The organism is Bradyrhizobium sp. LMTR 3 (genome assembly GCF_001693485.1).
Taxonomy (GTDB): domain Bacteria; phylum Pseudomonadota; class Alphaproteobacteria; order Rhizobiales; family Xanthobacteraceae; genus Bradyrhizobium.
This window is the reverse complement of sequence record NZ_MAXC01000046.1, coordinates 219,788-246,602: the sequence shown is the minus strand read 5'-3', so window position 1 is coordinate 246,602 and position 26,815 is coordinate 219,788. Positions and strand designations below refer to the sequence as shown.

Sequence of the window (26,815 nt, the reverse complement as noted above, 5' to 3'; positions counted from 1 at the left end):
ACGAAAACCGTTCGACCGAGCCAAGACCCGTTCAGGCCTCCACCATTGCCGGGAATTCCACGGGAAGTTGTTGGGGGAACACCATCTCTGCCGGTTCCCCAAGCTCTGCCGACTTCCCAAGCTCTGCCGATTTCCCAAGGCTCCGCGTTGAATAGGGATCGAGCGAGGCCTTCCGTTTGCTTACCCGCTCTACACGTAGCTGCAATCCGAACGCCCCGAGAATCGTCAGGACGGTCGTAAATTCGGGAGAACGATCGGCCATGAACGAGCGGTAGAGACGTGTTCGGCCAATCTGTATTCGCCGTGCGAACTCAGTAACATTCTCCTGGGCCCGGATGATCTCACCAAAGGTAGAGCAAATGGCACGAAGATTGGATGTTGCAAGGGCAGGATTCAAGAGCTCGGCCACTCCCGCCGGACTGCTGTAACGCAAATGGCCATGCACTGGCTGTTGAGAACTATATCTTTCGAGCGTAGATGCGGACGGTTGCACTGTAACCAGCCTCAGGCGTAGTGCCGTAATCACCTTCGTCACCGTGGAAAGCCGCGGCCCCCTCTCCGATACAAAGGCCCCGTAGAGGTGTGCCCGCTCTATTCCTGATGCGATGGCGATTGCCGTGACGTTTTGGGCCCGGACTGCTTCACCGAGAGCCAGGCAGACCTGACGGCTATCGGTGGTTTGAAACGCCTGATTCAGGAATTTTTCAAGCTGAGCCGTACTAGCGTACTGAGAGCGACGCGCCGTCTTGGCCATCTGGTGCCATCCGAGTCTGCACTCACGGGCGCAATCAGAAATAGCCCTCCAGAGGCCGAAAAACCTCTGGCCGGGCATGGCCAGAGGTTTCGGAGGTATTTCTGAAGATGCTGGTGCGCTTCTCCATGAGAGGCCGCCAACCTACTTGGCGGCTACGCTTGATGAGAATACATGAGTAAATCATGTATTTGCAATAGGTATTTTTACCATATAAATCGGTGCGTTTTGCGGAGGAGCCCTTCGCTTAATTTCGATGATGTGCGGGGCGTCAAAGGCTTCACACCGACGCCTTGACGCCCGATGTGGACTTCAAGCGGTGCGACGGGCGTCTGTTGGAGCGTTGTCGCTCGGACGCAATGAGAAGTGTATGTGCCGGGCGATGGCCAATCGCCGGCACTGAGAGATCTAGCGCACGATCGGCAGCGGCCTCTGCATGGTTCGCACTCTCGTCACCAAACAGAGTCGAGGTCGAGGGCTTACGGTGACGCTCGTAGCGAGGCACCCTGCATATAGTGAAAGTGAATCCCAGTGCATCCAGGAGACTCAGGGCGGTGCTGAACCGAGGCACGCGGGGATAAACAAAAGCTCTATAGAATGTTTCGCGGCACCTGATTGTCTTTTTCGATAAGCCGGCGATGTTGTCCTGCTTCCGCAACACCTCAGCGAACACTCCGATGACGGGACGCACGTTCGAGCTGTTGAGCGCCTCGGTGAGTCTGCGGGCGACTTCAGGGTCAGGATAAGCCTTCTCAAGAACGCCTCCTTTGGGTGCCGAAGCGTCAGCTATTGGCTTCCCATCGACTTGCCCCTTGGCTGTCACAGCAAGGCGAAATCCCAACACTTCGAGCACTCTCATCATCGTCTCCAGCCCTGTTCCCTGCCGGCGACGAAAGGCGCGAAAAAGCGTAGTCCGGTTCACCTTCGCGAGTTGGCAAAATTCCGCGATGCTCGACTGCCTCGATATTTCGTCGTCGATCGCCTTGCAGATCGTACGCAAATTGTTTGTGGCGAATGCGTTCTGTAACAGACCTAGGTTGCTCAACGCCTGACCTTTTGAAAAATTGGGTGGGTTTGAGAACGGTGTCCTGGCTGAGCTTTCCAAAAAGAAACCCCCGGCAGTGAAACTGCCGGGGGTTATTGCGATAGTTCAACTCAGGATCAGAAGTTGCGCTGAACGCGAACGTTGAGCGAAACGGCGTCCTGATCCTTGTACTCGTACCTTGCGATCGGCTTCGGAGCCACCGCGGTCATGGTCGCAGCACCACCGAACTTCTGGTCGAGGTGGAACCACATCACTTCCGCCGAGAACGTCAGGTTCGCAACGGGGGTCCAACGGGTGATCAAACCGAGTTGCGAGATGTTGAAGTCGGGGTTGCAGGAATAGTCAGCGCTCAGACCCTTGCCGACGTTGTAGTTGGCACACCATTGACCTTTCGCGGTGGCAAGGTCGAGGGAGTTGCCACCATACCGCACTGCAGCCCAAGACCCGAACAGGCTGGTCGACCAGTAGGGATCCCAGTTGTGGTTGAACGCGCCGCGGATGCCGTACGCGTCAACCAGCTTGATATCGCCGCCGGGCATGTAGACACCGTCGGCAGTCTGGCCGAAGCCGATGCTCTGGTAAGAGTCCGCACGGCCCGTGCTGCCAAACATCGCGAAGCTGGGAGCGGTGTTGAGCACGTTCTTCGTCATACCCGTGGCATAGGAGACGTCAACCTTGATGTCGTCGCCGGGGCCGGTGGGCAGGTTCTTGAGCTGCAACGCAGCCATCACCGAACCGCCCCACTTGGATTCGGGGTGGCCAGAGATTTCCGACAGGTTGTTCGCAGCACCGGCGGTCAGGAGGTTGTAGGAACCGCTGACTTGATGCGCCGCGGCCGAAACCTGGAACAGACCCCACGCCTGGTCGACGCGGATGTTGCCGACGATGTCCGGAGAACGCGCACCGCTGTAGGCGTTCGAACCTGCCGCGATGGAAGTGGACGGGTTGGTGACACCCAGGTTCAACAGCGAAGTACGGCCGTAGTACGGGTCATCCAGGCCGATGCTGGCCGACACGCCGTTACCGAACTGCGCGGTGTACTGGATGTTGTTCGTGCCGACGACGTCGTCATGGCCGCCAAGCAAGAACGAGGAATTGTTGCCCGGATAACCGTGCCAAGGCGTCGCATAGGCCGAAGCAGACTTACCGAAGGTGAACCCGGCGAACTGGATGAACACCAAGTCCACGCCGAGAGTCTGCGTGCCAGCCGCAGCCGGACCTTCTCCGGTCGACGAGTTCAAATTGAAGTTGGCCTGACCGAAGGTACGAACGACGCCGTACTGAGTGGCAGTGCGCGTATCTACGCTGAGCGCCAAACGCGAACGGGCAGCATAGTAATCGCGCAAGCGATTCTGCTGACCAAGATTGCCGTTCCACGCCGGCTGATCGAAGATGCCGCCGTTGAACGTGGTGTCGACGCGCAGGTAACCACCAATCTTCATGCAGGTGTCGGTGCCGGGGATGTAGTAGAAGCCAGCGCCGTACAGGGAGCAGATCTTCACGTACTCGACCGCTTTGGCCTTGACGGGAAGATCGGCGGCCTGCGCTCCACTCACGGCGATGAGAGCCGCCGCTGAGCCGAGAACAAGGCTCTTGATCATAGTCATGTTAAACCTCCAAGTTGCTCTGCCAGGACGAGGACGGACCTGTGGCTGTTCCCCCAGGAAAGATCCGCCCTCGCCTTTGAAAAACCGCTCAGTCGTTTCGCGTCTTCGGACACACCCGCATGAACGCGAGGGACTTAAGCGAACCACCTGCAACGGGACGACCCAGGACCCCCCTCGGCCGTCTTCAGAACTATGCATGTGCAACTTACGTAATCAAAACAGTTTATGAACTCAGCTATCTCTATCCTGTTCGACTGTGTCGCCGTGGCAACACCGAGTGCTCGCAAAATCGTGTTCAGGGAACCGCCAGAAAGGCGTCCACTCGGATGATTTTGTTAGGTAAATCAGTTAAGTTAGTGGACGCTGACTCGGGTGGGAGAAACCATGGCACAGGAACTCCGCAAGGGATCGGACTCATCGAGCCGCGGCAGTCGCGGAGGGCCAAATGAGGTCGGCGGAAAGAATCAGGACATCGTCCGGCAATTCGCCTGGGAGATCGCCGCCATCAACGTGCACCTCCAGGAGATCCGTTACTTCTGGGCAAAAGCCCTCGGCATCAGTGGCCCGCAATGGATGATCCTGATGGCTCTGGCCGATCTGGATCAAGGTGAGGGCGTCCCGGTGAAGGTCGTCTCAAAGATGCTTCACGTAGACCCGTCGTTCGTCACGACTCAGTCGAAAATGCTGGAGAAGAAGGGTTTCATGCGCCGGAGGACGTCGGCAGACGATGCAAGGGTCGTGCAGATGTCCTTGACGGACAAGACTTATAAACAGATTGCAAACCTGGCCGCTGAGCAGGAGGCCCTCAACAACTTCGTCTTCGCGGAATTCAGCGACCGTGAACTCAGCGAGCTCACCGCCAAACTCGCGACCCTGAAGGGCCGCCTTGAGAAGGCGAGCCTGAAGATAGCGATGGGCATATGACCTGCCCTACGGTAACGAGCTAGGCCGGTACCGACTCAAGGCGATCGGCCATCCAATCAAAAATGAACTCGTTGGCGAGCGTGGGATTATCGCGATGCCCATGCGCGGCAGCAGTTTCATAACTGTCGAAGATTTTTAGTGAAATGTCGGGCTGGCTGGTCTTGAGTCGTTCGAACAGACCGGTCACATGGTTGCTTTCGAGCCAGCCCTGCTCACCCATGGTGATCAGGACCGGGCAGCGAAATTTTCGCTGCGGCCAGCCTCCTTCGCTTCCTTTACACGCGGAATCCGGCGAGAGGCGGTCCATCAAGAAGGCGCGCTCGTGCATGTCCCAGATTCCGCCGTCACAAACCGCGGCGGCGAAACGATTGTCGAGAGCGACGCCACGCGCCACAAAGGACGATCCCGAGCCGTCGCCGAGAATTGCTACCCTGTGTTCGTCGATGTCACCCCTCGTCGTGAGGTAATCCATCACGCAGCTTACCGACATTTCGAGATCGGGACGGCCCACTATCTCGTCGAATTTGGCGCTGGTGCCGGATCCGAGGAGATCCACGGCCAGCAGCGACAGTCCCCTGTCGCGGGCGTAGCGCGCCACCTTGAAGAGATATTCTTCCTTCCGATGCCCAGGATCGCCCATGCACACCACGACAGGCGCTCGATGCGAAGCGGCCGGGGCAGGCAAAAAGTAGCCTTCCAGCGGATAATCTTCCTGCCAGGGAATCTCGACGACCTCGCCGGCGGGAGTGAGATGCGCAATGTAGCGGCGGGCGCAGGCCCGCATGGTTCTGAGCACGCATTGCTGTTTCTTGTCGGCAGCGTCGAAATCGAACGCTGATGCTTGATAATAATTGATGGCGCGGAGCCAGTTGCTTTGTGCGGTCAGCACATGACCGCGCTCGAAGGCAGCGTTGGCGCGCTCGTTGCTGATATCAGCCATCCTCAGCCATTCCCGATACCAGGAATCGCCGCCATCCTTCGGGTCAATCCGACTTGCGACGAGGAGGCATTCCGCGATCAGCGAGCCCCCTTCCTGAGCCAGGCCGAGCAGCCTCATGAACTCGATTGAGAACTCTTCGCTGTCTGGCCATGAATCCCAACCCGCCGGACCAAAATGGATCTTCATGCCAGAAGCAAACCTGTGAGCCTCAATTGATAAAATTAGTTATAGATTGTAATTTAAATCGGGAGGTCGACATCCTGCAAGCCCCTCTATCGGCCTATGCCGCAGATATGGTTAGCCCGACCGAACGGCGCCCAGAAGTGCTTGTTGGCCTCATCTATGGGGCAAACGTGCTGCTTTTTCAGGCGTTTGCTTGCCAAAGGCGCAACAGCCCGTAGTTCTACGGTGCTGAAAGCGCCACGTGGCGCATTGTCAGCCGCGGCTTCTGGCCTGGACGAAGTAGCAGGTCAAAATGTACCAGCCCATGCGCCACCCTGCGGATTGTCGGATCGCACACTCACTCTCTGACTGATCAGGAAACCAACCACCACCTCCCGCGTTTTCCCGGCATGAGAATTCGCGAAGAGAACTGCAACATGGTGCTGCTGGCTATCGTCGCGTGTTTCAGCGTGGCGATTGCAGGTGGCGCTACGCTGCTTGGATTCGACGACAAGCCGGTCCGGGTCGCCGACCGGACCACAACCGGCGTCGAGCGTTCGCCGGCAGCCGACCAGCGGATCATCTATGTCGGCGACCAGCCGCCGGTACGCATGATCGGCGCGCCCTTTGTCCCGAACACCAATCCCCGCGAACGCTAGCGCCCCGCCTCGCGCGACCACGCTTGCGGATACCATCGCCGCGTGATGTGCACGTTGGTGGTCGCGAACTGTCACCGTTTTGTCACCTCGCGCGCAAAAGAGCGGCAGTTATCCCCAGTGACGTCCCCACCCGCTTGATTCCACAAAAGCCGTTTGGTGGAATGACTTGGGCCGAGGTGTCTCATGAAATGGATGAGGGAACGCGATCTCCTGATCGCGCAGACGATGGCGTTTGTTCAATCGGTGACCGGCAAGCCGCCGGAGGCCGAGAAGACGATCACGACGCCGGTCACCGTCCTCTCCGTCCAGGCATCCAAGCCCACCCGTCCGGCCGCGCCGCTTTCTGACATCCAGGCCCTGCTGGCTGAGACGATGCCCCTTGCCCAGGCGCCGAAGGAAGCGTCGAGGGAAATACCGAGGCCGGCCCCTCTCGCGCGTCCTGACCTGCGGGACGACATCCAGTCCGAGATCAAGGCACGGGTCGCGAATTTCCGTGCCCATCAGGAGCGGTTCAACCGCGAGCGCGAGGCCTATTGCACCGAGACCATGGCAAAGGTCCACGCTGCGCTTCGCGAAGGCGAGCCGCCGGCACAGCCGGCGAAGTAGAACGCGCCCGACCCGTTCCCCGGATGCTGCGCAGCAGCCATCAGCGCGTTCACGCGCGTCTTCGACGCGCTATGGCTTGCGGCGTGGTGCGCTGCTGATCCGGGGTCCAGTCTGCGATGGGTCCCGGCTCTGCGAAGCGTCACGTCGTGACGCATCGCGTCCAGGACACGAAGCTCCGTGTTGTCATCCTGTGTGGGAATCGGCCGATCGCCCCGATGTTCAGAGCCAGGCATAGACCAGCGCCATGTTGGCTGCGCAGGCAGCCAGCAGGCAAACGGTCAGCGTGAGTTGGACACGCTCGCAGGAGGTCTGGAGGCTCGTTCTCATGGCCGGAAACATCCGGCGATTCTGGCGACTGAGTCTCGGGGATTCTTTTTTCGGGAATTTACGGCTCGTTAAAGACTCAGAGACTCCACGAAAATGGGCCGAAACGAGCCAATTTGCTCCTGAAACAGCCTGTGGAATGGCCGCATGGCAGCCAAGCCTGAAACCCGGCCCACGCTTCCGCGTTGACCGTTTTTACCGGAGCCAACAATGCCCTACGCGCTGTTCTCAAAGGATGCCAAGCTGAGCAAGGCCTATCCAACCGCAGCCGACGTCTGGAAGATCGCCCAGAAGAGCGGTCTCGTCGTCGACGTCATCTCCGGGCGAGACAACAAGGGTCCCCGTCCGGTGCTGGACCATGACTACGAGATCAAGCCCTGCCAGCTTGAGCCGCACGAAGACCCCGCCCGCAACAAGGCCGACGCCGAACGCGACGCACAGACGGAATTGCAGCTCGCGTCGTAAGGTCGGCCGCAAGCGACCGACACACGACAGGCCTCGGCGAACGGGTCCCATTCGCCGGGACAATATCCGAGACGGAAAGTCGGATCCTACGGCGTCGCCGAGACCAGCGATGCCTGTTCCGAAGCAAGGGTGACACAGGCCTTGCGCCGCTGCAGTCCCCTGATCGCACCGGTTACCTTGCGCACCTTGCCGACCCCGCACGAGGGATCCTGCACGAAGGCGACTTCATAGGGAGCAAGGATAAACGGTTCGGATTTCAGGACAGTTTGAGCAAGGCACGGATACGCCGCTGCGGAAAAAATCAGCCCTAACGCAAAAGCACGCATGTTCGTCGTCCCACCAGCCGGCCGGGACCATAATATCGGATCGTGACGAAAAGTTGCATTCAGCGCGAAATTTTTTTCGCTCCTGCCAAAAAACTACCGGCGCGCGCTCGCCTCGACATCCGCCAAGCAAAAAGGCCGGCGTGAAGCCGGCCCTTGCGCGTCAGGATACCAAAGTCGGTATCAATATTTGGAACCAGCGGGACCACCCCAGCCGAACCGGTAGTTCACGCCCACCTTGGCCGTATGCTCGTCGTTGCGGAAGGTCCGGCCGTTGATATCGGCAGGACCGGACGTGAAGGTCGTGTCGCCGAAATTGTAATACTGGTACTCGGCCTTGGCCGACCAGTTCGGGGCGAACATGTATTCGAGGCCGCCGCCCACGGTGTAACCGTCCTTGTGGTTGCCGTTGGTGGTGAAGCCTGCGGGCACCCCGGCCACCGATACGCCGAGATTGTTGCTGTCGCGCCAGGCGTAACCGCCCTTGGCGTAAAGCAGCGCCGGACCCCAGGTGTAGCCGAGCCGGCCGGTCACCGAGCCGATCTGATCGGTGTTGGAGGTCACGAGCGTCCCGCCCGGAAACAGCACACCGTTATTATTGTTGCTGGGCAGCCAGCTATACTGGGCTTCGGCGCCCAGCACCCAGTTCGGCGCGAACTGATAGTCGAAGCCACCCTGCACGCCGCCGAGGAAGCGGGCGTCGCTGCCCTGCAGGGAGTTGTCACCCGCGAAGGCGCCACCGGCATGGCCGCCGATATAGAACCCGGTCCAGTTATAGACGACTTGAGGCGCCGTATAGGCAGGCGCCTTGGTGTACGGCCGGGGCGGCATATCCGCCGCAAAGGCTGGAGCCGCCATGACGGCCAGCGCGGCAGCCCCGAGCAGTATCTTCTTCATCCTATTTCCCCGTTACGAACGTCGCGGATACCAATCCAAACAACGTGACTTCATTTAGGTTGCTTTACGGCAAACGCCCGCGACCGGATGGCGCGCCACTGTGATGGCACAGCAACAAAGCGTTTTAGTTCCCTCGCACGTCAGGCTTTTTCCCGGGTTAAGGAAGTGATTTCCCCGCTTAGCTGGTGTCCGGGATGACTAAGGCAAGGTTCAACCCTCGCCGAAAAGTGATCCGATTTCGTTCACGGTTCCTTCTCGGGAACATCAGATGACGGCCCGCGCCGGCAGTCGTCGCGACTGCTGGCGGCAAGACCCGTCCGCCTTCAAGAGCGAGCCGCTTCGACGACGGCGCCCCGGCATCGCCGGACTGCGCGAACAGCGCCCCGCTCATGGCAAACCATGCGGCCGCAAGGGTAGCTGCCACGGTGCCGAGGAAGCGGCGGCGGTCAGGTGTGATGGGATGGGACATCGTTCTTTCTGCGCTCTATATTTCACGCGATTAGATCGTATACGATATAAATGGCCGAGCACAGTGTGTATGGGCGCGAAGCATCCCACTCTCGTGTGGGGCTCACAGCGCGCGCGCAAATCTAGCGCGTCAGTTTCTCCAGTTCCGCAAATGGCGCGTAGGCCAGCCCCGCACAGAGCTCCGCGCCGTTTTCGATGATGCGGTCGAGCCGGCCGTCGACAAAAAGGATGGCGCGTTCGCGCGGCTCGCGGTAGCCGCCGTCGGATTCGCGCGGGCTGAACCGGAGACAGACGACATAGCGCAGCCGCCCGCCGACCACGCGCTCGATCGGTTCGGCCATCACGGCACCGCGTACGCCGACGGGATCATTGAGATAAGTCTTCAGGAACGCCAGCACTTCCGTGCGGTAATTTTTCGGAAAAGGCTGGCTGGAGACGCCGCGATCGTCGGTAAACGTGATCGGCTTGCTCTCGTCACTGGCGGCGCAGGCCGACAGCGCGAGCGGCAACAATACCACCGCCGCAATTTTGACTGAACTTCGCAAGCGAAATGCTTCCCCGCCCCGTTGGCCGTCTCTTAGACTGCCCGGCGGCGAAATGGAATTCGCATCTCGGTTACTGGTCCCGAACAGATCGAAGCAGCACCAGCCCACGGCCATCGGGGAAGCAATGGCACGTGGGCTGGTCCGATATCCGCCGACGCGGGGGCAATGGGGAAGCGAAACGCGCCGGCGGATCAGATTCGATCGCGCTGGTTCAACTGCGCTTGGCAGCCGGCGCGGCGGGTTTGACCGCGGCAGGCGTCTTTGAGAGGCCAACCTGTTTCTTGTGGCTATGATGTCGATTGTGCTTGGCGTTCAGCGCCTTCGATTTTCCCTGCTCGGCCTTGGTGACCTGCGTACTCTTGTTCACCGGAGCTTGCGCGGTCTTGCCCGCAGTGCCGGCAAACACGGGCGCGGCGAGAACGGACACGGCAACGAGCGCTGCAGAAAAGGTCTTGAGCATGGCTGTCTCCTCTTCCATGGGGACCTGCGGGCTCTCCGGTCCGAATGGCCGGGCTCGCCGATCGTGCGTGCGACGTTAGGCACGGCGCAGTGAACCCGTCCTGAATCGAACGTGCGGACTTCGTTCATCTCCATGGCAGGTTCGCCATTTTTTGAACGCGAACTGCGGCCGCCAAATCAGCAGAATCCAAAATCGGAAGAATCGAAGGCGGATGGCGGGAATGTTCTCAACTGCCGGGTGTTCACATCAACGGCCTTCGGTGTAGGATTGTGGAACAGGCCATCAGGAGAGATGCATGAACAAACTAGCGATCAGGCTTTTGACGCTCGCAATGTTGTCGCTTACGCTCGCGGCAGCTCCTGTCGTCACCGCCGTCTACGCAAATCCCGACAACGAGCCGCCTCCGCCGCCGAAGAAGAAAAAGAAATCCAGCGAAGCCCGCCCGGCCATTGAACAAACCGCATTCGCCGACGGCTATCGCGCTGCTTACGCCGCGATCTACGAACGCCACGACTATGCGTCGGCGATCGAGCAGTTGAAGGCGCTCGGCCGTGACGACTCGGCCGCCGTCGCCAATCTGATCGGCTATTCCTATCGCAAGCTCGGCGACTTCAAGGTCTCGCAGATCTGGTACGAGCGCGCGCTGAAGGCCGATCCGAACCACGTCAAGACCTGGCAGTATTACGGCCTGTGGCAGGTCGAACAGGGCAACCGCGATCAGGCGCAATATCACCTGAACCGGATCGCGCAGCTCACCGGCACCTCAAGCGAGGAATATCGCTCGCTCGCCGCCGCGCTCGAAAAGCCGCCGGGGACGGGATTGGTGTACTGAGCCACCGCTCTCTCCCCGTCATTGCGAGGAGCGTAGCGACGAAGCAATCCATCTATCCGTTATGCCGCGATATGGATTGCTTCGCGGAGCCTGTCATCGGGCGGGCATTCGCCCGACCCGTTGGCTCGCAATGACGAAGAAAAAGCCGGAGCAGTTGCAAGGACTGCGCCGGCTTTTTTCTTTCCGAATTTACTTCATCACCCTCTCAACTTCCGCGCGGAATGCCTGGCGCGCGCCGTCGCGCGAATAGAACATGTGGCCGCCGGGATAGACGACGAGTTTGACCCGGTCCGATCGCGCATAGGCCGGCAACTGATCGAGAATTACCTTCGAGGCAAAATAGGGCGTGGCGAGATCGAAAAGCCCGTGACCGACCAGCAATTTCATTTTCGGGTCGAGTGCGAGAATCTGGCGAAGCTCCGAAACCGACTCGGCCGGACCGCGACCGAAATCCCAGGCCCTGTACACGGCTGGGTTAAGCAGGTGATACGAGCCATCGGGGCGCCAGTTGAGTTTGCGTGTGGTGAGGTCGACGGCCGCGCTCGTCAACGGCGCCGTCAGGGAATCGCCGGAAGGATCGCCGAAATGCGCGGAGTTCGAATCCGGATAGGGATCGAAGCCTGAGACCGAGCCGTCATAACGTCCCGTCACACGGCCGTTGCGGCGGTCGAATTCTCTGCGGAACTCGCCGACTTCGAAACGCCCTCCGAGCCTGCGGCTCACTGCTTGATCGATGCCGGTGAGCGAGGCCACCTTGTCGGCAAGCCGCGTCGCCGCCTCGCGGTCCGCCTGCCCCTTGACGAGATCGGTCACAAACTCGCCTTGCGCGTAGCGCTCGACGTCAGCGAGATCGGCGCGCGTCACCGGTCCCTTGGCTTCGCGTGCCACCGCCGCCATGCTTGGCAGTGTGTTCATGTACTGCAACAGGCTCGAGCCGGAGAAATCGCGATAGTCGAACAAGGGTGAGACCAGGATCAGCCCGCGCACGCCGACGCCCTGCCGGGTCTGCAGGTTGCGAACGATTTTGGGTCCACGGATGCCGCCATAACTTTCGCCGGTCACGAATTTCGGCGAGAGCAGACGATCATTCTTTTCCAGCCAGCGCCGGATCACGAGTGCGATGGCGCTGACGTCGCCGTCGATGGAATAGAATCGCTTGCGCGTGTCCTCGCCGGTCGCGACGAAACGGCTGTATCCGGTGCCGACGGGATCGATGAATACAAGATCGGTAAAGTCGAGCCAGGTCTCGGCGTTGGGCAGCAAATCGGGCGTCGCCGACGACACTGCGCCCTCACCCGTGATCGATATGCGCCAGGGTCCGGCGTCGCCTAACTGCAGCCAGGCCGAGGACGCGCCCGGGCCGCCGTTGAACAGAAATGTCACCGGCCGGCTTGCGCGATCGGAGCCGTCGAGCTGGTAGGAGGTAAAGGCGATATCGGCCTGCGGCTCGCGCTTGTCGTCGAACAGCCGGATCGAGCCGGCGGTGGCGGTGAAGTTGAGCGTGCGGCCGGGCAACGTCAGCGTTTGCCGGGTGGTGGAATCCGGAGGCAGGCGATGTTGTTCGGCTGCCGACGATGGCGTCGCGGCGGGGCCCCGCCCTGCTTCGCCCTTCTGGCCCGACGGAGACGGCGATGGCGTCGCTGCGGCGGGCGGCTGCGAAGTCGGCGGACTCGCCTCCTCGGCGCGTACGCCGGTCGCGCAACACAGGACCAGAACCGCGGCGGCCAGACGCATGGGACGCGTTGCCGTAAAACGAGAAGCCATGCCATTCACTCCCAATCTGCGCGCCCCGCGACTGCGACAGCGCTGTTGGTACACAAGGGCAGGAAACCCGCGGAAATCACAATCCCGACAGCATCGCGTGAGAGAGTTGGAATGCCCTGCACTGCGCCCGATGGTTGTCCTCGGCGGCCGTTAGGTGATATCGGTCGGTTCCACTGGCCTACCGGCCAGATATTTTGATCTATCCATGAAACCATTCGGGCGCTGGCGCGACTAACGAACCTGCGCTTTTTTATGGGGTCTTAGAATGAAACGTTCGATTGCTGTTTGTCTCGGCCTGCTGGCGCTGGCTTCTCCGGCGGCCGCAGATTCGCCGGCCGCGGTGGTCGAAGACATCAAGGGCAAGGTCACCGGTGCGGAATTCATGGACTATGTGACGCCCAAAGCGGTCATCAAGATCGGCGACGGCGGCTCTGTCATTCTGAGCTACCTGAAGTCGTGCCGGCGCGAGACAATCAGCGGCACCGGCACCGTTGTCGTCGGCACCGAGGAGAGCGCCGTTCACCTCGCCGAGGTCAAAGCCGAGAAGACGAACTGCGATGCCAACCAGGCCAACGTGACCACGCGCGAAACCAGCGGCGTCGCCGCCACCGTGCTGCGCAGCGTCGACAGCAACAAGGCGGCTTCCCTGCCGCAGCCGCAGCTCACGCTTTACGGCGCCTCGCCGCTGGTGGAAGCCAAGGGACGCGGCAAGCTGATCATCCGACGTCTCGACGCGGCGGGCGAACGACAGCAGATCGACCTCGGCGGCACCCAGCTCAAGGGACGCTTCGTCGACTTTGCCAGCGAGAACGTCGCGCTGGTTCCCGGCGGTCTCTACGCCGCTTCGTTCAAGTCATCGCAGATCGTGTTCCGGGTGGACGCAGATGCCAAGCCCGGCGCGACACCGATCGTCGGCCGGCTGCTGCGGCTGCAATAGGCGTGCCGGACCGTCCAGCTTGAGGATAAGACGCAGCACGCGCGACAGGCTGGCGATCGCCGCCATCGCGCTGGTTTGCGCGGCGGCCTCGGTTTCTCCTGCGGCCCGACCGATCCGCGGGCTCTCCATCGATATTCTCACGGCGCTGCGCTGGGAGGTGTTTGGCCGAAGGCAGGATCCCGCCGCTTCGGCCGCGGTCGTCGTCGCGATGGACGAGGAGAGCCTGCGCACCGCCCCTTTCAAGGACGCGCCGATGCTGACCTGGACCGGCGAGATCGGCCGCGTGCTGTCCGCAACGCTCGAAGGCGGCGCCAAGGTCGCCGGTTTCGACATCGTGATCCCGAAATCGATCGAGCAGTCGGAGATACCGTTCGGCCAGGGCACGCTCGGCGAAAAGGTCCGCGGATTCGACCGCGATTTTCTTCGCGCGCTCGCCGGAGCGACGGCGAACGGCAAGGTGGTGCTCGGAGAAGTCCTGGGCGGCAACCAACCGGTCGGGCCGTCGCCGGGACAGCGCGTCGCGGTGCGCCAGCAGCAGAACATCCGCCCGCTCAACGATCACGTCGACAGCGACGATATCCTGCGGCGCATGCCGCTGAGCTTCACCGCCAACGGGGCAAGGGTGCCCGCGATGGCGGTCGAACTGGCCTCGCGGGCGCTCGGCGCTGCACCCGAGTTCGATGAGCGCGGCCGGCTGACGCTCGCCGGCTACCGGGTTCCCGGCCGCGTGCCGAACACGATGACGCTGAATTTCGAAGGCGGCAGCGATGACATTCCGACCTTCTCCTTTGCCGATCTGCGGGCGTGCGCCGTCAAGAACGACAAGGACTACTTCCGGCGCTGGTTCGGCGGCAAGGTCGTGATCTTCGGCACCGTCCTCGATATCGAGGACCGCCGCTTCACGTCCAAGCGCTTCGCAACCGGCATCGAAGGCGCGCGCACCCCGCGCTGCACGGCCGAGAGCACGCCGGTCACCGCAAATTTCAAGAAGAGCACGATTGCAGGCGTCTATGTCCATGCCACCGCGGTCAATAACCTGATCGCACGCAATGGCGTGGTTGAACCTGGGCCGCTTCCCCGCTTGCTTATCGCGACATTGATTGCCGCACTCGCCGCGGCCGCCGCCTGGCTGTTCCGGCCCGTCATCGCGTTCGCTGCCTGGACGGGCATGATCGTGCTCGGCGTGGCCGGCGCGACGGTCGCCTTCAACCACGCGCTGGCGCTGCCGCTCGTCGAACCGATTCTTGCGAGCCTCGCCGCATTGTCCGCCACCATCGGTTTTCGCTTCGTCGTCGCCGACAAGGACCGCCGCCTGCTGCAGAAGAGCTTTGCGCTCTACCTCGCCCCGCACGTCATCAACCGCATGCTGTCGTCGAGCAAATTGCCGGAGCTCGGCGGCGAAACCCGCAACGTGACGGTGTTTTTCTCCGACATCGAAGGATTTTCGCTGATCGCGGAAAAGATGTCGCCCGACGCCCTGATGGAGTTGATGAACGAATATCTTTCGGCGATGACCGACGTCATCGAGAGCCATGGCGGATATGTCGACAAATATATCGGCGACTCCATCGTGGCGGTGTTCGGCGCGCCGGCTGACGATCCCGACCATGCTGCGAACGCGGCGCGCGCCGCGCTGGACTGCTGCACACAACTGGTGGAACTCAACGCCTCCTCCACCGTGTTTCGCGACTGCAAGCTGGCGCAGCGGATCGGTATCAATTCCGGCGAGGCGCTGGTCGGCAATTTCGGATCGCGGCGGCGCTTCAACTACTCCGTGATGAGCGACGCGGTGAACCTGGCCTCGCGGCTGGAGGGCGCCAACAAGTTTTACGGCACCACCGTGATCGCGTCCGAGACGACGGTTGCGCTTGCCGGCCAAGCCTTCGCCTGGCGCGAACTGGACGCCATCAGGGTCAAGGGGCGCACCCAGGCGCTCAAAATCTACCAATTGCTGGCGCTGTCGGCGGGGCTGGCGCCCCAGCAGCAAACGGTGATCGCCAACTACGCCGACGGGCTGGCGCACTGGCGGGCCCGCGAGTTCACGCGCGCCGCCGAGTGTTTCGGCCGTTCGGCCGATATCGACCGGCCGGCATCGCTGTTTGCCGCGCGGGCCCGGGAATTGGCCCAAAACCCGCCGGGCGACGACTGGGACCCGATCCGGACGTTGCAGGAAAAATGACGGCCCGATGACCGCCGGTTTAGGTTACCGGCGCGAAAGTCCCTCGCGGCCATCTCGACAAGCCTGTCCAAGGTGTATAGACGAGCGCGGCGCAATCCGGCGCCAGGTATGAGTTCGTCGTCCGATGGCCACCCCCAAGCGATACGACCGGATCGCCTTCGTCGCGAGCGCAGGCGCCGAGGCGCAGACCGCGCTGGCGCAGCTCGTCAAGCTCTACGGCAATCATGACGCCGACGACGCCGACGTCGTGGTGGCGCTCGGCGGCGACGGATTGATGCTGCAGACGCTGCACGCCCACATGCGCTCGGGCAAGCCGATCTACGGCATGCACCGCGGCACCGTCGGCTTCCTGATGAACGAATTCACCACGCACGATTTGCATACGCGGCTGGCGGCGGCGCGGGAATCCCTGATCAATCCGCTCTTGATGCGCGCGACCGACGTGCACGGCGTAGTGCATCTGCATCACGCCATCAATGAAGTCGCGCTGTTTCGCCAGACCAACCAGGCCGCGCATCTGCGCATCCTGATCGACGAGCACGAGCGGATGGCGGAATTGATCGCCGACGGCATCCTGGTGGCGACGCCGGCCGGCTCCACCGCCTATAATCTGTCGGCGCAGGGACCGATCCTGCCGATCAACGCCGCGCTTCTGGCGCTGACCCCGATCAGCGCGTTCCGCCCGCGCCGCTGGCGCGGCGCCCTCCTCCCGAACTCCGCTTTTGTGGTGATCGAGGTGCTCGAGGGTGAAAAGCGTCCGGTCGCGGCCGCCGCCGACCATGACGACGTGCGCGACGTCCACCGCGTCGAGGTGTTGTCCGACAAGACGATTTCGATGCGGATGCTGTTCGATCCCGGCCACAGCCTCGAGGAACGCATCCTGCGCGAGCAGTTCGGATATTAACACTGTCGTCCCGGCCCTTATGCGCAATTGCGCATCAGGAGCCGGGACCCATAGCCACCGGCTTCAGTTTTTTTGCGAGCTGACCGTTGCGCCGCTCTTTTCCAAAAGCGGTCGTCACGGAGTATGGGTCCCTGCTTTCGCAGGGACGACGAGTTCAGGAGCTAGTTTTGCAACCATTCTTTAACCGGCGCCGCGATATGGTTAACGCCAGTATACCGTTTGGCCGGGCCGGACCATGTATCGCATTGACTTCAACAAGCTGCGGTTTCTGATTTGCGACGACAATCCGCATATGCGCCGCATCCTGCGGACGCTGCTGCATTCGTTTGGCGCGCGCGAAGCCTATGAAGCCGAGGACGGCGCCACGGCGCTCGAAATGTACAGCCACTACGTGCCCGACATCGTCATCACCGACTGGGCGATGCCGATCTTCGACGGCCTCGAACTGGCGCAGATGATCCGGCAGCCGGAATCGAAGGGTAACCCCTACGCGCCGATCATCATGCTGACCGGACATTCGGAGAAGCGGCGCGTCACGGTCGCGCGTGACGCCGGCGTCACCGAATTTCTGGCCAAGCCGATCTCGGCCAAGGGACTCTATCAGCGCATCCTCAACGTCGTCGCCAACCCACGCCCCTTCATCAAGACCAAGACCTATTTCGGCCCCGACCGGCGGCGCAACACCAGCAACGCCTATATCGGCCCCGAGCGGCGGGTCGGTGGCGAGATGGAAGTGATGCAGCAACCGTCGTTGCTCGACAAGGCGCGGTCGAACGTTTAGCGCGGGCCTGGAGAGACCATCATGGCGAAAGAAAAGCCGGGGACGATACAGGTCAAATCGTTTGCCGATCATCACGTGATCACGCAGCCCAATCCGTTGCGCAAGGTATTGCTGCGCGTTCCCGAATCCGATCTCGACGATCCTGTCGGGCGCGCGGAAAAGGCGCTTGCAGGACTATCCGGCGAATTCAAGAACTGGATGACGATCGAGGCGGACCGGCTCTCGGCCGCGCACGAGGCCATTCTCCGCGACGGCTTCACCATCGACAACCGCGAGGAGCTGTTTCGCGCCGCCCATGACATCAAGGGCGATGCCGCCACGTTCGGCTTCCCTTCCGCCGGCGCCGCCGCCGAAAGCCTGTGCCGCATCATCGAACACGCACCCGATCTCGACCAGGTCCCTCCCGAGCTGATCACCCATCACATCAATGCCATTCAGGCGATCGTGCGCGAACGCACCAAGCTCGACACCGCCACGATGGCGAGCACGCTCAGCAATCAGCTCCGCGGCGTCGCGGATGAATTCCTGCTCAAGGTCAACCGCGACCGCCCCGAGCATCTCGAAGCGATCCTGGCGCCGAGCATCGTGCCGGCGGAGTGACTTGCCGCTCTCTCCCCGTCATTGCGAGCCAACGGGTCGGGCGAATGCCCGCCCGATGACAGGCTCCGCGAAGCAATCCATCGCGCCGCATGCGCGGAACGATGGATTGCTTCGTCGCTCACGCTCCTCGCAATGACGGTGAGATAGATCGTAGGGTGGGCTAAGCGAAGCGTGCCCACCATCTTCAACGACGTATCTGAGGCTGTGAATGGTGGGCACGCTTCACTTTGCCCACCCTACGAGATCTCGAACTTTACGCCGCGATCAGATCGCGCACGGCTGGCACGAACGCTTCGTCGGCGACCAGCTCCTCGCAGAACAGTCGGGCTTCCTCGCGTGCGGATTCGGTTGCGAACCGCCGCAGCAGGATCAAGAGCGGCTCGGCGGCCTTGCGGTCGGTCTCGCAATGGGTCAGCACGCGCTCGACCATGCGGCGGCGCAGCCTCGCGGCGCCGCCGATCGTGTCGACAAAGCCGGTCTCACGGCTGACCTCGAGCGCGATACGGAAGGCGCCGAACGTGGATTCGGGAAGGCCCGCGCGGATCAGGAGCGCCTGCAGGCTGGCGCCGCCGCGGTCGTGCAGCAGCGCGGTGACGCGGGCCAACGGCAGGTCGGCCAGCTCGGCAAGTGCGGCATCGAACAGTTCGAGATTGCCCGACAACAGCGCGCGCAGGATCAGGCCGGCGGTCAGTTGCCCGGTGGCGCGCAGGTGCCGCACCAGGCCCAGCATGTCATCGCCGCGCGAACGCGCCGCGATATTTACGGCCGAGCGCTCGCGCGCTTCGCTCGCCAGCCGCCCTGCCCGGTCGGCGCTCAGCCAGTTCCGCGCGACGACGAATTGCGCCAGCGTCTCGGAGAGTTTCGCGACCAGCGCCGCGCGGGTGGCAGCCGGCAAGCCTTCCAGCACCAGCATCGCTTCCCTGATCGCGGCGAGATGGCCGTGACGTTCGACGATACGGTCCCAGGAAAACGGCGCCAATTCCGCATAGGCGTTCTCGATCAGTTCGAGCGCCGCGGCGGCTGAACCTACTTCGGCAATCGCGGCGGAGACCGAGGGCGGCAGGTTGATGCGGCGGGCGATGGCGCATTGCGTGTCGCTGTTGCCGGTGGCGACGATGTCGACCAGGTCGGCGTCGATCAGAAGCGGCGAATGTTCGAGCACGGGAAGCGCGATCGAAGGCTGGTCGAGCGAGAGCGCCTGCACGATCGCGGCCGGCGCATCCGAGCTGCGCGCGAAGACTTCCGACATCGCTTGGCGCACCAGCGGCGACGGATCATCGAGCAGCATCAACAGCGCGCCTTCGGCGGCGATGCGATCGTCTTCGCTGAGATCTGAAATCAACCAGGCCCGCGCCAATGCCCGCGTCGCCTCTGCCCGCTCGCCTGCCGGAGCGGTACGAATCCAACTGATGAACTGCCGAACGATCATGGTCCTGGCTTTACGCAACCTGAAACGACACCGTGACGCGGTGCCACTATTAGAAAAAATAAACCATGAGGCTTAACAAAGGGTTCACCATAAACGGCTGGTTTTATTGACGTTTTGTTAAGGGTGCGAGGGCGGGCTACTGAGCTACCCTCATCCTGAGGAGCGCGGAACGTGCGTCTCGAAGGATGAAGGCCCGACTGGGGCCGCATGGTTGGAGACGCGCTAACGCGCCTCCTCACCATGAGGGGTGAGCCGTCGAACATGCCGCTACAACATCAGCTACTGAACGTGCCGTTGCGGTCGCTGAAGAGATCGAGTCTTCCGGGTGCGCGGACTTCGGGCTTATGTCCCGACAATGCGGTGCTCGCGGAGGCAACTGGCGACGAATTGCTGCCCCACAATTCCTGCACCGCCGGCGAAATCGGCTGCGTACGTTCGCCGGCCTGGAACAGCGAGCGGAAGATCGGCTCCGTTGACGCCGAAGCGGCCTGCGCCGTTGCCGCCACTGGAGTCACCGCGCGCTGATCCGGAAAGCTCGACAGATAAGCTGCGTTGTCGATCGCCATCGCGCTGCGTGCGGCGCTCGCGACGGTGACGCGCCGTGGCAGATCGCCGCCGGCCGCCGCCATTGCGGTGCGCGTCACCGGCGAAATGGTGGCAGCCGCATAGCGCGTGCTCAGCACCGAATAGACCTGCGAGACGCTGCGCGGCTGCCCCGAACGGTCGTAGAAGATCGATTGATTGGCCGCCGCAGCGTTCGGAAACATCTGCACGGCTGACGCGTTCGGATTGTCCTCGGCGTTCTGGATCAGCTTGCCGGCGCCGCCGACGCCCATGAAATGCGCCATGTAGAGTTCGGCATCGGTCGGCCGGCGCCCGATCTTGCCGGTCAGCTTGAAACTGTTGGATTGCGTCAGCACCCCCGCCATCGATGAGGCAGCGTCGGGATCGTCGCGCAGCCGCATGATCGCGGCGCGTGCCGCGGGATCGTCGACCGAATAGCTGCCGGACGGATTTCTGGTGATGGCGTCGGCATATTTGCCGTAGCCGAGATGGGCACCCGCCTCCTTCACCGTGCCGAGCCAGGTCTGGTCGATGAACTGAAACAGGCCGCGCGCCGACGAGGTGGTTGCGGCGGCCTTCGGGTTGAAATTGGATTCCATCTTCGCGGTGGCGAGCAGATATTCGAAGCTGGCGCCGGTCGTGGATGCGGCCTGCCTGATCGAGCCCGCGATCCTCGCGCGCGCGGGATCGACACCTGCCGCAGCCGTGGCGCTTGATGTGTCGACCGCCATATCTGTGGTGCCCCCGCTCCTCGCGAAACCTCGCGGGCTCGTGAACGCCGCCAATCCGGCGCCTCACCGACCCAGCCTGCGACCTTTATGGTTAATGCCGGGTTAAAATGCCGCATTTCCAACATAAAGCAGGAATGAACTTTTCGGTCGTTCGACCGACTGAATATTTGACGTTGGATCTGACCGGCTCGCAGACGAGGAGAAATTCCGGGCAATCACGACCGTCCGACTGAAAGCAAGGCCTTTCGCAGTCTTCCCAGAGAGGATCAAGATCATGACAGACCATGTACTCCACTCCCCTCCCGCAAAGACCATAACCGGCGGCTTGACGGCTGTGCTGTACGGCACGCTGACGTACCTGCTGTTTCTCGGTACATTTCTTTATGCGATTGCCTTTGTAGGCAACTTGCCGGTACCGAAGACCATAGACAGCGGCACCGCCGGGCCGCTCGTTCCTTCGCTGCTCATCAATGTCGTCCTGCTCGGCCTGTTCGCAATCCAGCACAGCGTGATGGCGCGTCCCGCCTTCAAGCGCTGGTGGACAAGAATCGTGCCGCAATCCGTTGAACGCACGACCTATGTGCTGTTGGCCAGCCTCGCATTGCTCCTGCTCTACTGGCAATGGCGGCCGATGACAGCCATCATCTGGTCGGCGACTGATCCGGTTGCGGCAATTGTCCTTCAGACGATTTCCTGGATCGGCTGGACGGTGGTGCTCGCCAGCACCTTCATGATCAACCATTTCGAGCTGTTCGGCTTGCGCCAGGTGCTGGCGCGGCTTCTCGGCCGCGAGTTGCCTCCGGCCGAGTTCAAAACGCCGATGCTTTACAAGGTCGTTCGGCATCCGCTCTATCTCGGCTTCCTGCTTGCGTTCTGGGCGACGCCGACGATGACGGTCGGTCATCTGGTGTTCGCCATCGCCACCACCGGCTACATCCTGATCGGCATATGGCTGGAGGAGCGCGACCTGATAGCGCTGTTCGGCGACCAGTACCGCCGCTACCGGCAGCAGGTCTCGATGCTGATCCCGCTGCCGCGAAACAAGGCGAAGGTCGGGTGACATTTGTTTCACAGTGCCCGGCCCAGTCCGGGCATCGGTTTTCCGGCCGGTAGAGGGTTGAAACGGCAAGGCTGGCCTTCTCAACCGGAATGCATGTAGCGTCTTTGACGCTTCCATCACATCATGAGGTACCATGGCGCGCGCGGCAGTGAAGAAGATCGAAACCAGCACGAGCTTGCTCGAAGCTGCCAAGAAGGTGTTGCGCCGCGCCGGCTATGCCGGACTTTCCACTCGCGAAGTCGCTGCAGAAGCGGCCGTGCCCCTAAGCCAGATCCACTACCATTTTGGCTCCAAGCAGAACATGGTTCTGGAGCTGTTCGAGTATCTCAATGCTCAACTGCTCGACCGGCAGAACAGGCTGTTCGAAGATCCATCGCTAAAACTGTCCGAGCAGTGGTCCCGCGCCTGTGACTACCTCGATGAGGATATCGCTTCGGGCTACGTGCGGGTGCTGCAGGAGCTGATCGCGGTGAGCTGGCATGACGCGGAAGTAGCAAAGGTGATCCGAGCCGGCCTCATGGGCTGGATCGACCTGATCGTGGGCGTGGCACGGAGGACCGAACAAATGATCGGGCCGCTCGGCCCGTTCTCGGCCGAAGAGGTCGGCGCGATCGCCGCCTCCAGTTTCATCGGCGGCGAAAGCCTGTTCCTGCTGGGACTGGAGAAAAAAGGCTCGCCGATACGGGCGTCGCTGCGGCGCGTCGGCGACCTCATTCGGATTGCGGAAGGATCTTCACCGGAAAAAGGGTGACAGCATGCGAGCAAAGCTGGCGGACAGCGAGGGTTTCATCGCCCGCGACGGCGTGAAACTCGCTTACGAAAGCTACGGCGCCGGCGCGGAAACCATTCTGTTTATCCCGCCATGGAGCATCGTCCACTCGCGAATCTACAAGGCGCAGCTTCCCTACTTCAGCGAACGTTTCCGCTGCATCGCCTATGATGGCCGCGGCAACGGCAAATCCGATCGACCGGAAGACGTCACTGCCTACACGATCGACAACTACGTCGCTGACGCGCTTGCCGTGATGGACGGCCTCGAGATGGAGCAAGCTATCCTGGTCGGACTTTCGTTCGGCGGGTTGCTCGCTTCCATTCTCGCCGCCTATCATCCGACGCGTGTGCGGGCGGCCATCCTCGCCGGCACGGTCTCGACCATCGGACCTGCGCACCAGGAACGATTTGCGGCCTCGCATTTTCTCGCCGAGAGAGACAGTTACGACGGCTGGAACAAGTTCAACCGTGACTATTGGCTGACGAGTTACCCTGATTTCGCGGAGTTCTTCGTTCGCAACATCTGCAGCGAGCCGCATTCGACCAAACAGATCGAGGACGGGGTCGGTTGGGCTGCCGAGACGGATGGACCAACCCTGATCAAAACCGTCGAAGCGCGAAACATTCCTCCCCAATTCGATGTCAGCGCGGAAATGTATCGCAGCATCCGCTGCCCGGTTCTGTTCATCCACGGCGACAACGACCAAATTCAGCCCTATGAGCGCGCCCGGGCGGCCCACGCCGCGGTGAGCGGCTCGGAGTTCGTAACGATAGGAGGCGGCGGTCATAACCCTCTCGGCCGGTATCCGGCCAAGGCGAACGCGCTGATCACCGACTTCATCGATCGCCGGCTCGCCATCCGCCCGCCTTCACGTGAGGCCTTGCCGCACAGCGCACGCCAGAAGCGCGCCCTCTATCTTTCCTCGCCGATCGGCCTCGGCCATGGCCGCCGCGACATCTCCATCGCCCGCGAGTTGCGCAAGCTTCATCCTGACCTCACGGTGGACTGGCTGGCGCAAGATCCGGTCACGCGTCTGCTGGAGGCCGGGAACGAGCATGTCCATCCGCTAAGTGCAAAGTTGGCGAGTGAAACGCGGCATATCGAGCTCGAAAGCGGCGAACACGAATTGCACTGCTTTCAGGCGCTCCGCCGCATGGACGAGGTGCTGATCAAGAACTTCATGATCTTCCAGGACGCCGTCGAGCAAGGCGCTTACGACATCGTAATTGCGGACGAGGCCTGGGATATCGATCACTACTGGCACGAGCATCCCGAGCTGAAAACGGCAAAACTCGTCTGGTTGACCGACTTCGTCGGCTACGTGCCGATGCCGTCCGGCGGCAAACGTGAGGCGCTGCTGACGGCCGACTACAATGCCGAGATGATCGGGCATATCGAGCGGCATCCTGGCGTGCGCGATCGGGCGATTTTCGTGGGCCACCCTGAAGACGTGGTGCCACTATCGTTCGGTGCGGATCTGCCCCTGATGCGGGATTGGGTACCGAGGCACTTCGATTTCGCCGGCTACGTCATCGGCGAGCACCCCCAAACCTTCGGCAGCCGCCAATTTCTTCGCGAAGCGCTCGGCTACCGGAATGGCGAGCAGGTTTGCATTGTCACCGTCGGCGGATCGGGGATCGGGGCTCACCTGATCAAGCGCGTCTTGCAGGCCTATCCCATCGTGAAAGCCAAGCTGCCGGCGTTGCGCATGGTGGTGGTCGCCGGTCCCCGCATTGATCCGGCGTCGCTGCGTGCGCCGGAGGGCGTCGAGATACGGTCGTTCGTCGCCGATCTGGACCGGCATCTTGCTGCATGTGACCTGGCGCTGGTTCAGGGCGGGCTCACGACTTGCATGGAACTCGCTGCCGCCGGGACGCCGTTTATCTATTTTCCGCTGCGAAACCATTTCGAGCAGAACTTTCATGTCGCCCACCGGCTCCGCCGCTATGGCGCAGGCATCCAAATGGACTTCGCTTCGTCGACCCCCGATGTGATTGCCGACGCCATGATGTTGGCCATGTCGAGGCCGGATAGACCGAAACCGGTCGAAGCCGATGGTGCGAGACGCGCAGCCGCCATGATCGGTGAACTGTTGGCATGACCAGCCCGGAACCGACGCCAGTTATTTCCGATAAACATTGTTCGGATCGAACTGCCGGTCGGCATCGACGAACGTCAGCAGCGTACTGCCCCCGGCGGCGTCGATCTTGCGGTAGAAGCAGGAATGCCGCCCGGTGTGACACGCAGCGCCCTGCTGCTCGACGCGAATCCAGATGGCATCCTGATCGCAATCAACGCGCATCTCGACCACGCGCTGGGTCTGACCTGACGTCTCACCTTTTCGCCACAACGCATTGCGGGACCGGCTGAAGTACCAGGCGTCGCCGCTTTCGATCGTCTTGCGCAGCGCTTCCTCGTTCATGTGCGCGACCATCAGCACGTCGCCGGTCGCGGCATCGGTCGCCACGCAGGTCACGAGACCGGACGCGTCGAACTTGGGCTGGAAGGTCAGCCCCTCTTCGCGTTCATTGATCGTTGCGGATGTGGACACGATAGGGCCTCGCGGAGAAATTTCGGCGAGGCTACCGGTTGGACCCTCGCACTAGGGACAGGAAACGCTGCTGCTCCGCCGGGTTGTCGCGGAACATGCCGGTGAACCGGCTGGTGAACGTCATCGCGCCATGCTTGGCGACGCCGCGCACCGACATGCATGTATGCTCCGCCTCGATCAGCACGGCAACGCCGCGGGGTTTCAACACCTCGTCGATCGCGGCAGCGATCTGGGCCGTCAGGTGCTCCTGGGTCTGCAGGCGGCGGGCGAAGATATCGGTGAGCCGCGCCAGCTTCGACAATCCGACCACCCGCTCCACCGGCGTATAGGCGATATGCGCCTTACCGTAGAACGGCATCATGTGATGCTCGCATTGCGAGGTGAACTCGATGTCGCGGACCAGGACAAAATCGTCATAGCCGGCGGTTTCGCCAAAGGTGCGGTCCAGCACCTCGGCCGGGCACTGATGATAGCCCTGATAGAGCTCGTCGAAGGCTTCGACCACGCGGCGGGGCGTATCCAGCAAACCCTCGCGATCGGGGTTTTCGCCGATATAGCTGAGCAGCGTGTGCACGGCATGCTCGGCCTCGGCGCGCGACGGGCGCGGCAGGTCGGCGCGGACGGCAGCGGCCAGGAACTCGGCCGGATCGAGCTCGGCCGGGCGGGCTTCGGGGGCCACATCGGGCGATTTCACTTCGGAAGGCTTCAAATCGGAAGGCTTGCCAGGGCGGAGGGATTTGATCAATGCGTCCATGTCTTCTCCGTTCGACCGGCCTGCAGAGACCGGAGTGTCACCGGGCAGACGGGGCGGTTTTGCCGCCGGGCGCCTGAGTCCCATCCAAACACGCGGACAGCCGAACTGGTTTCCATGTCTGGTCCATGTCCGTCCGCCTACGGCAAACGGCCGGGCTGTTTTTCCGCCGTTCCTGTCCATATATAGGACGATGAAACCCAGCCGCCAAGGGCGCTCGGATCGCCGCCCGGGACACCGATTCTCATGCTGAACGACATCTACAACAAGCGGATCATTGAATTGGCGGGCAATATCCCCCGCCTCGGTCGCCTTCCCGACCCCCACGCCAGCGCCACCGCCCACTCCAAGCTGTGCGGCTCGACTGTCAAGGTCGACCTCAAGATGGACGGGCCCGTGGTCAGCGACTTCGCCCATGACGTGAAGGCCTGCGCGCTCGGACAAGCCTCCTCCTCGATCATGGCAAGCCATGTGGTGGGCTCGACGGCCAGCGAGTTACGTGAATTGCGAGAAACCGTGCGCAAGATGTTGAAGGAAAACGGCGGTCCCCCGCAGGGCAAATGGGCCGACATCGCCCTGCTGGAGCCGGTTCGCGACTACAAGGCCCGCCACGCCTCGACCATGCTGACATTCGACGCCGTGGTCGACGCCATCGGCCAGATCGAAGCCAAGGCAAAGCAGCCGGCGCAGGTGTAGGCCCAGTACTGCCGTCGTACCCCGCGAAATGCGGGGTATCCATTACGCCGGGAATTCTCGATTTATCACCACCGCCACGGCGGACTGG

General features: G+C 62.0%; 27 protein-coding genes. 14 read left to right on the top strand and 13 right to left on the bottom strand.

Features of this window, described 5'->3' with window-relative positions:
- Positions 1-31: 31 nt before the first annotated feature.
- On the bottom strand, positions 32-754 hold the full coding sequence (locus LMTR3_RS27315; protein WP_176721998.1) for an addiction module antidote protein: 723 nt from the start codon (positions 752-754) through the stop codon (positions 32-34).
- Positions 755-1,912: 1,158 nt separating this feature from the next.
- Entirely contained in the window at positions 1,913-3,403 is a 1,491-nt protein-coding gene (locus LMTR3_RS27305; RefSeq protein WP_065748074.1) for a porin, read from the bottom strand.
- Positions 3,404-3,787: 384 nt separating this feature from the next.
- On the opposite strand from LMTR3_RS27305, the gene LMTR3_RS27300 reads away from it, so the two are divergent.
- On the top strand, positions 3,788-4,327 hold the full coding sequence (locus tag LMTR3_RS27300; protein ID WP_084029832.1) for a MarR family winged helix-turn-helix transcriptional regulator: 540 nt from the start codon (positions 3,788-3,790) through the stop codon (positions 4,325-4,327).
- A 19-nt stretch (positions 4,328-4,346) separates the two neighbouring features.
- Here the strand turns inward: LMTR3_RS27300 and LMTR3_RS27295 are convergent, their stop codons facing one another.
- Positions 4,347-5,453 (bottom strand): alpha/beta hydrolase family protein, encoded by a 1,107-nt coding sequence (locus tag LMTR3_RS27295; RefSeq protein ID WP_065748073.1) that lies wholly within the window; start codon positions 5,451-5,453, stop codon positions 4,347-4,349.
- Between the two features lie 386 nt (positions 5,454-5,839).
- On the opposite strand from LMTR3_RS27295, the gene LMTR3_RS27290 reads away from it, so the two are divergent.
- From LMTR3_RS27290 to LMTR3_RS27280, 3 genes are all read left to right on the top strand, one after another.
- Positions 5,840-6,088 carry a hypothetical protein gene (locus tag LMTR3_RS27290; protein WP_065748072.1) on the top strand — a complete coding sequence of 83 codons (249 nt, stop codon included), beginning with the start codon at positions 5,840-5,842 and terminating at the stop codon, positions 6,086-6,088.
- 183 nt (positions 6,089-6,271) lie between these two features.
- Entirely contained in the window at positions 6,272-6,694 is a 423-nt protein-coding gene (locus LMTR3_RS27285; protein ID WP_065748071.1) for a hypothetical protein, read from the top strand.
- A gap of 534 nt (positions 6,695-7,228) precedes the next feature.
- Complete coding sequence (locus LMTR3_RS27280; protein WP_028349117.1) at positions 7,229-7,483, top strand: hypothetical protein; 255 nt, start codon at positions 7,229-7,231, stop codon at positions 7,481-7,483.
- Between the two features lie 86 nt (positions 7,484-7,569).
- Here the strand turns inward: LMTR3_RS27280 and LMTR3_RS27275 are convergent, their stop codons facing one another.
- The 5 genes from LMTR3_RS27275 to LMTR3_RS27255 all read right to left on the bottom strand — a co-directional run bounded on the left by LMTR3_RS27275 (position 7,570) and on the right by LMTR3_RS27255 (position 10,176).
- Complete coding sequence (locus LMTR3_RS27275) at positions 7,570-7,809, bottom strand: hypothetical protein (RefSeq protein WP_065748070.1); 240 nt, start codon at positions 7,807-7,809, stop codon at positions 7,570-7,572.
- A 180-nt stretch (positions 7,810-7,989) separates the two neighbouring features.
- A complete protein-coding gene (locus tag LMTR3_RS27270; protein WP_065748069.1) occupies positions 7,990-8,703 on the bottom strand; it encodes an outer membrane protein in 714 nt (237 codons plus the stop codon).
- 178 nt (positions 8,704-8,881) lie between these two features.
- The gene (locus tag LMTR3_RS27265; RefSeq protein ID WP_065748068.1) at positions 8,882-9,172 is read right to left on the bottom strand and encodes a hypothetical protein; all 291 of its coding nucleotides are present in this window, start codon (positions 9,170-9,172) and stop codon (positions 8,882-8,884) included.
- Positions 9,173-9,293: 121 nt separating this feature from the next.
- The gene (locus tag LMTR3_RS27260; RefSeq protein WP_065748067.1) at positions 9,294-9,716 is read right to left on the bottom strand and encodes a hypothetical protein; all 423 of its coding nucleotides are present in this window, start codon (positions 9,714-9,716) and stop codon (positions 9,294-9,296) included.
- A gap of 211 nt (positions 9,717-9,927) precedes the next feature.
- A complete protein-coding gene (locus LMTR3_RS27255; protein WP_141686828.1) occupies positions 9,928-10,176 on the bottom strand; it encodes a His-rich protein BRANT in 249 nt (82 codons plus the stop codon).
- A 295-nt stretch (positions 10,177-10,471) separates the two neighbouring features.
- Here LMTR3_RS27255 and LMTR3_RS27250 point away from each other — a divergent pair, with 295 nt between their 5' ends.
- Positions 10,472-11,008 (top strand): tetratricopeptide repeat protein, encoded by a 537-nt coding sequence (locus tag LMTR3_RS27250; protein WP_065748065.1) that lies wholly within the window; start codon positions 10,472-10,474, stop codon positions 11,006-11,008.
- Between the two features lie 189 nt (positions 11,009-11,197).
- On the opposite strand, the gene LMTR3_RS27245 is transcribed toward LMTR3_RS27250, so the two are convergent.
- Positions 11,198-12,772 (bottom strand): S10 family peptidase, encoded by a 1,575-nt coding sequence (locus LMTR3_RS27245; RefSeq protein ID WP_065748064.1) that lies wholly within the window; start codon positions 12,770-12,772, stop codon positions 11,198-11,200.
- Positions 12,773-13,037: 265 nt separating this feature from the next.
- Between LMTR3_RS27245 and LMTR3_RS27240 the strand changes: the two genes are divergently transcribed.
- The 5 genes from LMTR3_RS27240 (at position 13,038) to LMTR3_RS27220 (ending at position 18,173) form a co-directional block, all read left to right on the top strand.
- The gene (locus LMTR3_RS27240; protein WP_065748063.1) at positions 13,038-13,709 is read left to right on the top strand and encodes a hypothetical protein; all 672 of its coding nucleotides are present in this window, start codon (positions 13,038-13,040) and stop codon (positions 13,707-13,709) included.
- A gap of 25 nt (positions 13,710-13,734) precedes the next feature.
- Entirely contained in the window at positions 13,735-15,888 is a 2,154-nt protein-coding gene (locus tag LMTR3_RS27235) for an adenylate/guanylate cyclase domain-containing protein (RefSeq protein ID WP_245320022.1), read from the top strand.
- Between the two features lie 124 nt (positions 15,889-16,012).
- Positions 16,013-16,792, top strand: a complete 780-nt coding sequence (locus LMTR3_RS27230) for an NAD kinase (protein ID WP_065748061.1) — start codon at positions 16,013-16,015, stop codon at positions 16,790-16,792.
- Positions 16,793-17,027: 235 nt separating this feature from the next.
- Positions 17,028-17,573, top strand: coding sequence for a response regulator (locus LMTR3_RS27225; protein ID WP_065748060.1), 546 nt, complete (start codon positions 17,028-17,030; stop codon positions 17,571-17,573).
- A 21-nt stretch (positions 17,574-17,594) separates the two neighbouring features.
- Entirely contained in the window at positions 17,595-18,173 is a 579-nt protein-coding gene (locus LMTR3_RS27220) for an Hpt domain-containing protein (protein ID WP_065748059.1), read from the top strand.
- 253 nt (positions 18,174-18,426) lie between these two features.
- Here the strand turns inward: LMTR3_RS27220 and LMTR3_RS27215 are convergent, their stop codons facing one another.
- Positions 18,427-19,602 (bottom strand): DUF2336 domain-containing protein, encoded by a 1,176-nt coding sequence (locus LMTR3_RS27215; protein ID WP_028349129.1) that lies wholly within the window; start codon positions 19,600-19,602, stop codon positions 18,427-18,429.
- A 275-nt stretch (positions 19,603-19,877) separates the two neighbouring features.
- Entirely contained in the window at positions 19,878-20,897 is a 1,020-nt protein-coding gene (locus LMTR3_RS27210; protein ID WP_065748058.1) for a transglycosylase SLT domain-containing protein, read from the bottom strand.
- A 274-nt stretch (positions 20,898-21,171) separates the two neighbouring features.
- Here LMTR3_RS27210 and mddA point away from each other — a divergent pair, with 274 nt between their 5' ends.
- From mddA to LMTR3_RS27195, 3 genes are all read left to right on the top strand, one after another.
- Positions 21,172-21,957 (top strand): methanethiol S-methyltransferase, encoded by a 786-nt coding sequence (mddA, locus tag LMTR3_RS27205; protein WP_065748057.1) that lies wholly within the window; start codon positions 21,172-21,174, stop codon positions 21,955-21,957.
- A gap of 133 nt (positions 21,958-22,090) precedes the next feature.
- Positions 22,091-22,708, top strand: a complete 618-nt coding sequence (locus LMTR3_RS27200) for a TetR/AcrR family transcriptional regulator (RefSeq protein ID WP_065748056.1) — start codon at positions 22,091-22,093, stop codon at positions 22,706-22,708.
- Positions 22,709-22,712: 4 nt separating this feature from the next.
- Entirely contained in the window at positions 22,713-24,830 is a 2,118-nt protein-coding gene (locus LMTR3_RS27195) for an alpha/beta hydrolase (protein WP_065748055.1), read from the top strand.
- A gap of 21 nt (positions 24,831-24,851) precedes the next feature.
- Here the strand turns inward: LMTR3_RS27195 and hisI are convergent, their stop codons facing one another.
- Both hisI and folE read right to left on the bottom strand, forming a co-directional pair.
- The gene (gene hisI, locus LMTR3_RS27190; protein ID WP_065748054.1) at positions 24,852-25,280 is read right to left on the bottom strand and encodes a phosphoribosyl-AMP cyclohydrolase; all 429 of its coding nucleotides are present in this window, start codon (positions 25,278-25,280) and stop codon (positions 24,852-24,854) included.
- 31 nt (positions 25,281-25,311) lie between these two features.
- Complete coding sequence (folE, locus tag LMTR3_RS27185) at positions 25,312-26,034, bottom strand: GTP cyclohydrolase I FolE (RefSeq protein ID WP_065748053.1); 723 nt, start codon at positions 26,032-26,034, stop codon at positions 25,312-25,314.
- 243 nt (positions 26,035-26,277) lie between these two features.
- Between folE and LMTR3_RS27180 the strand changes: the two genes are divergently transcribed.
- Entirely contained in the window at positions 26,278-26,727 is a 450-nt protein-coding gene (locus LMTR3_RS27180; RefSeq protein WP_065748052.1) for an iron-sulfur cluster assembly scaffold protein, read from the top strand.
- Positions 26,728-26,815: the final 88 nt, after the last annotated feature.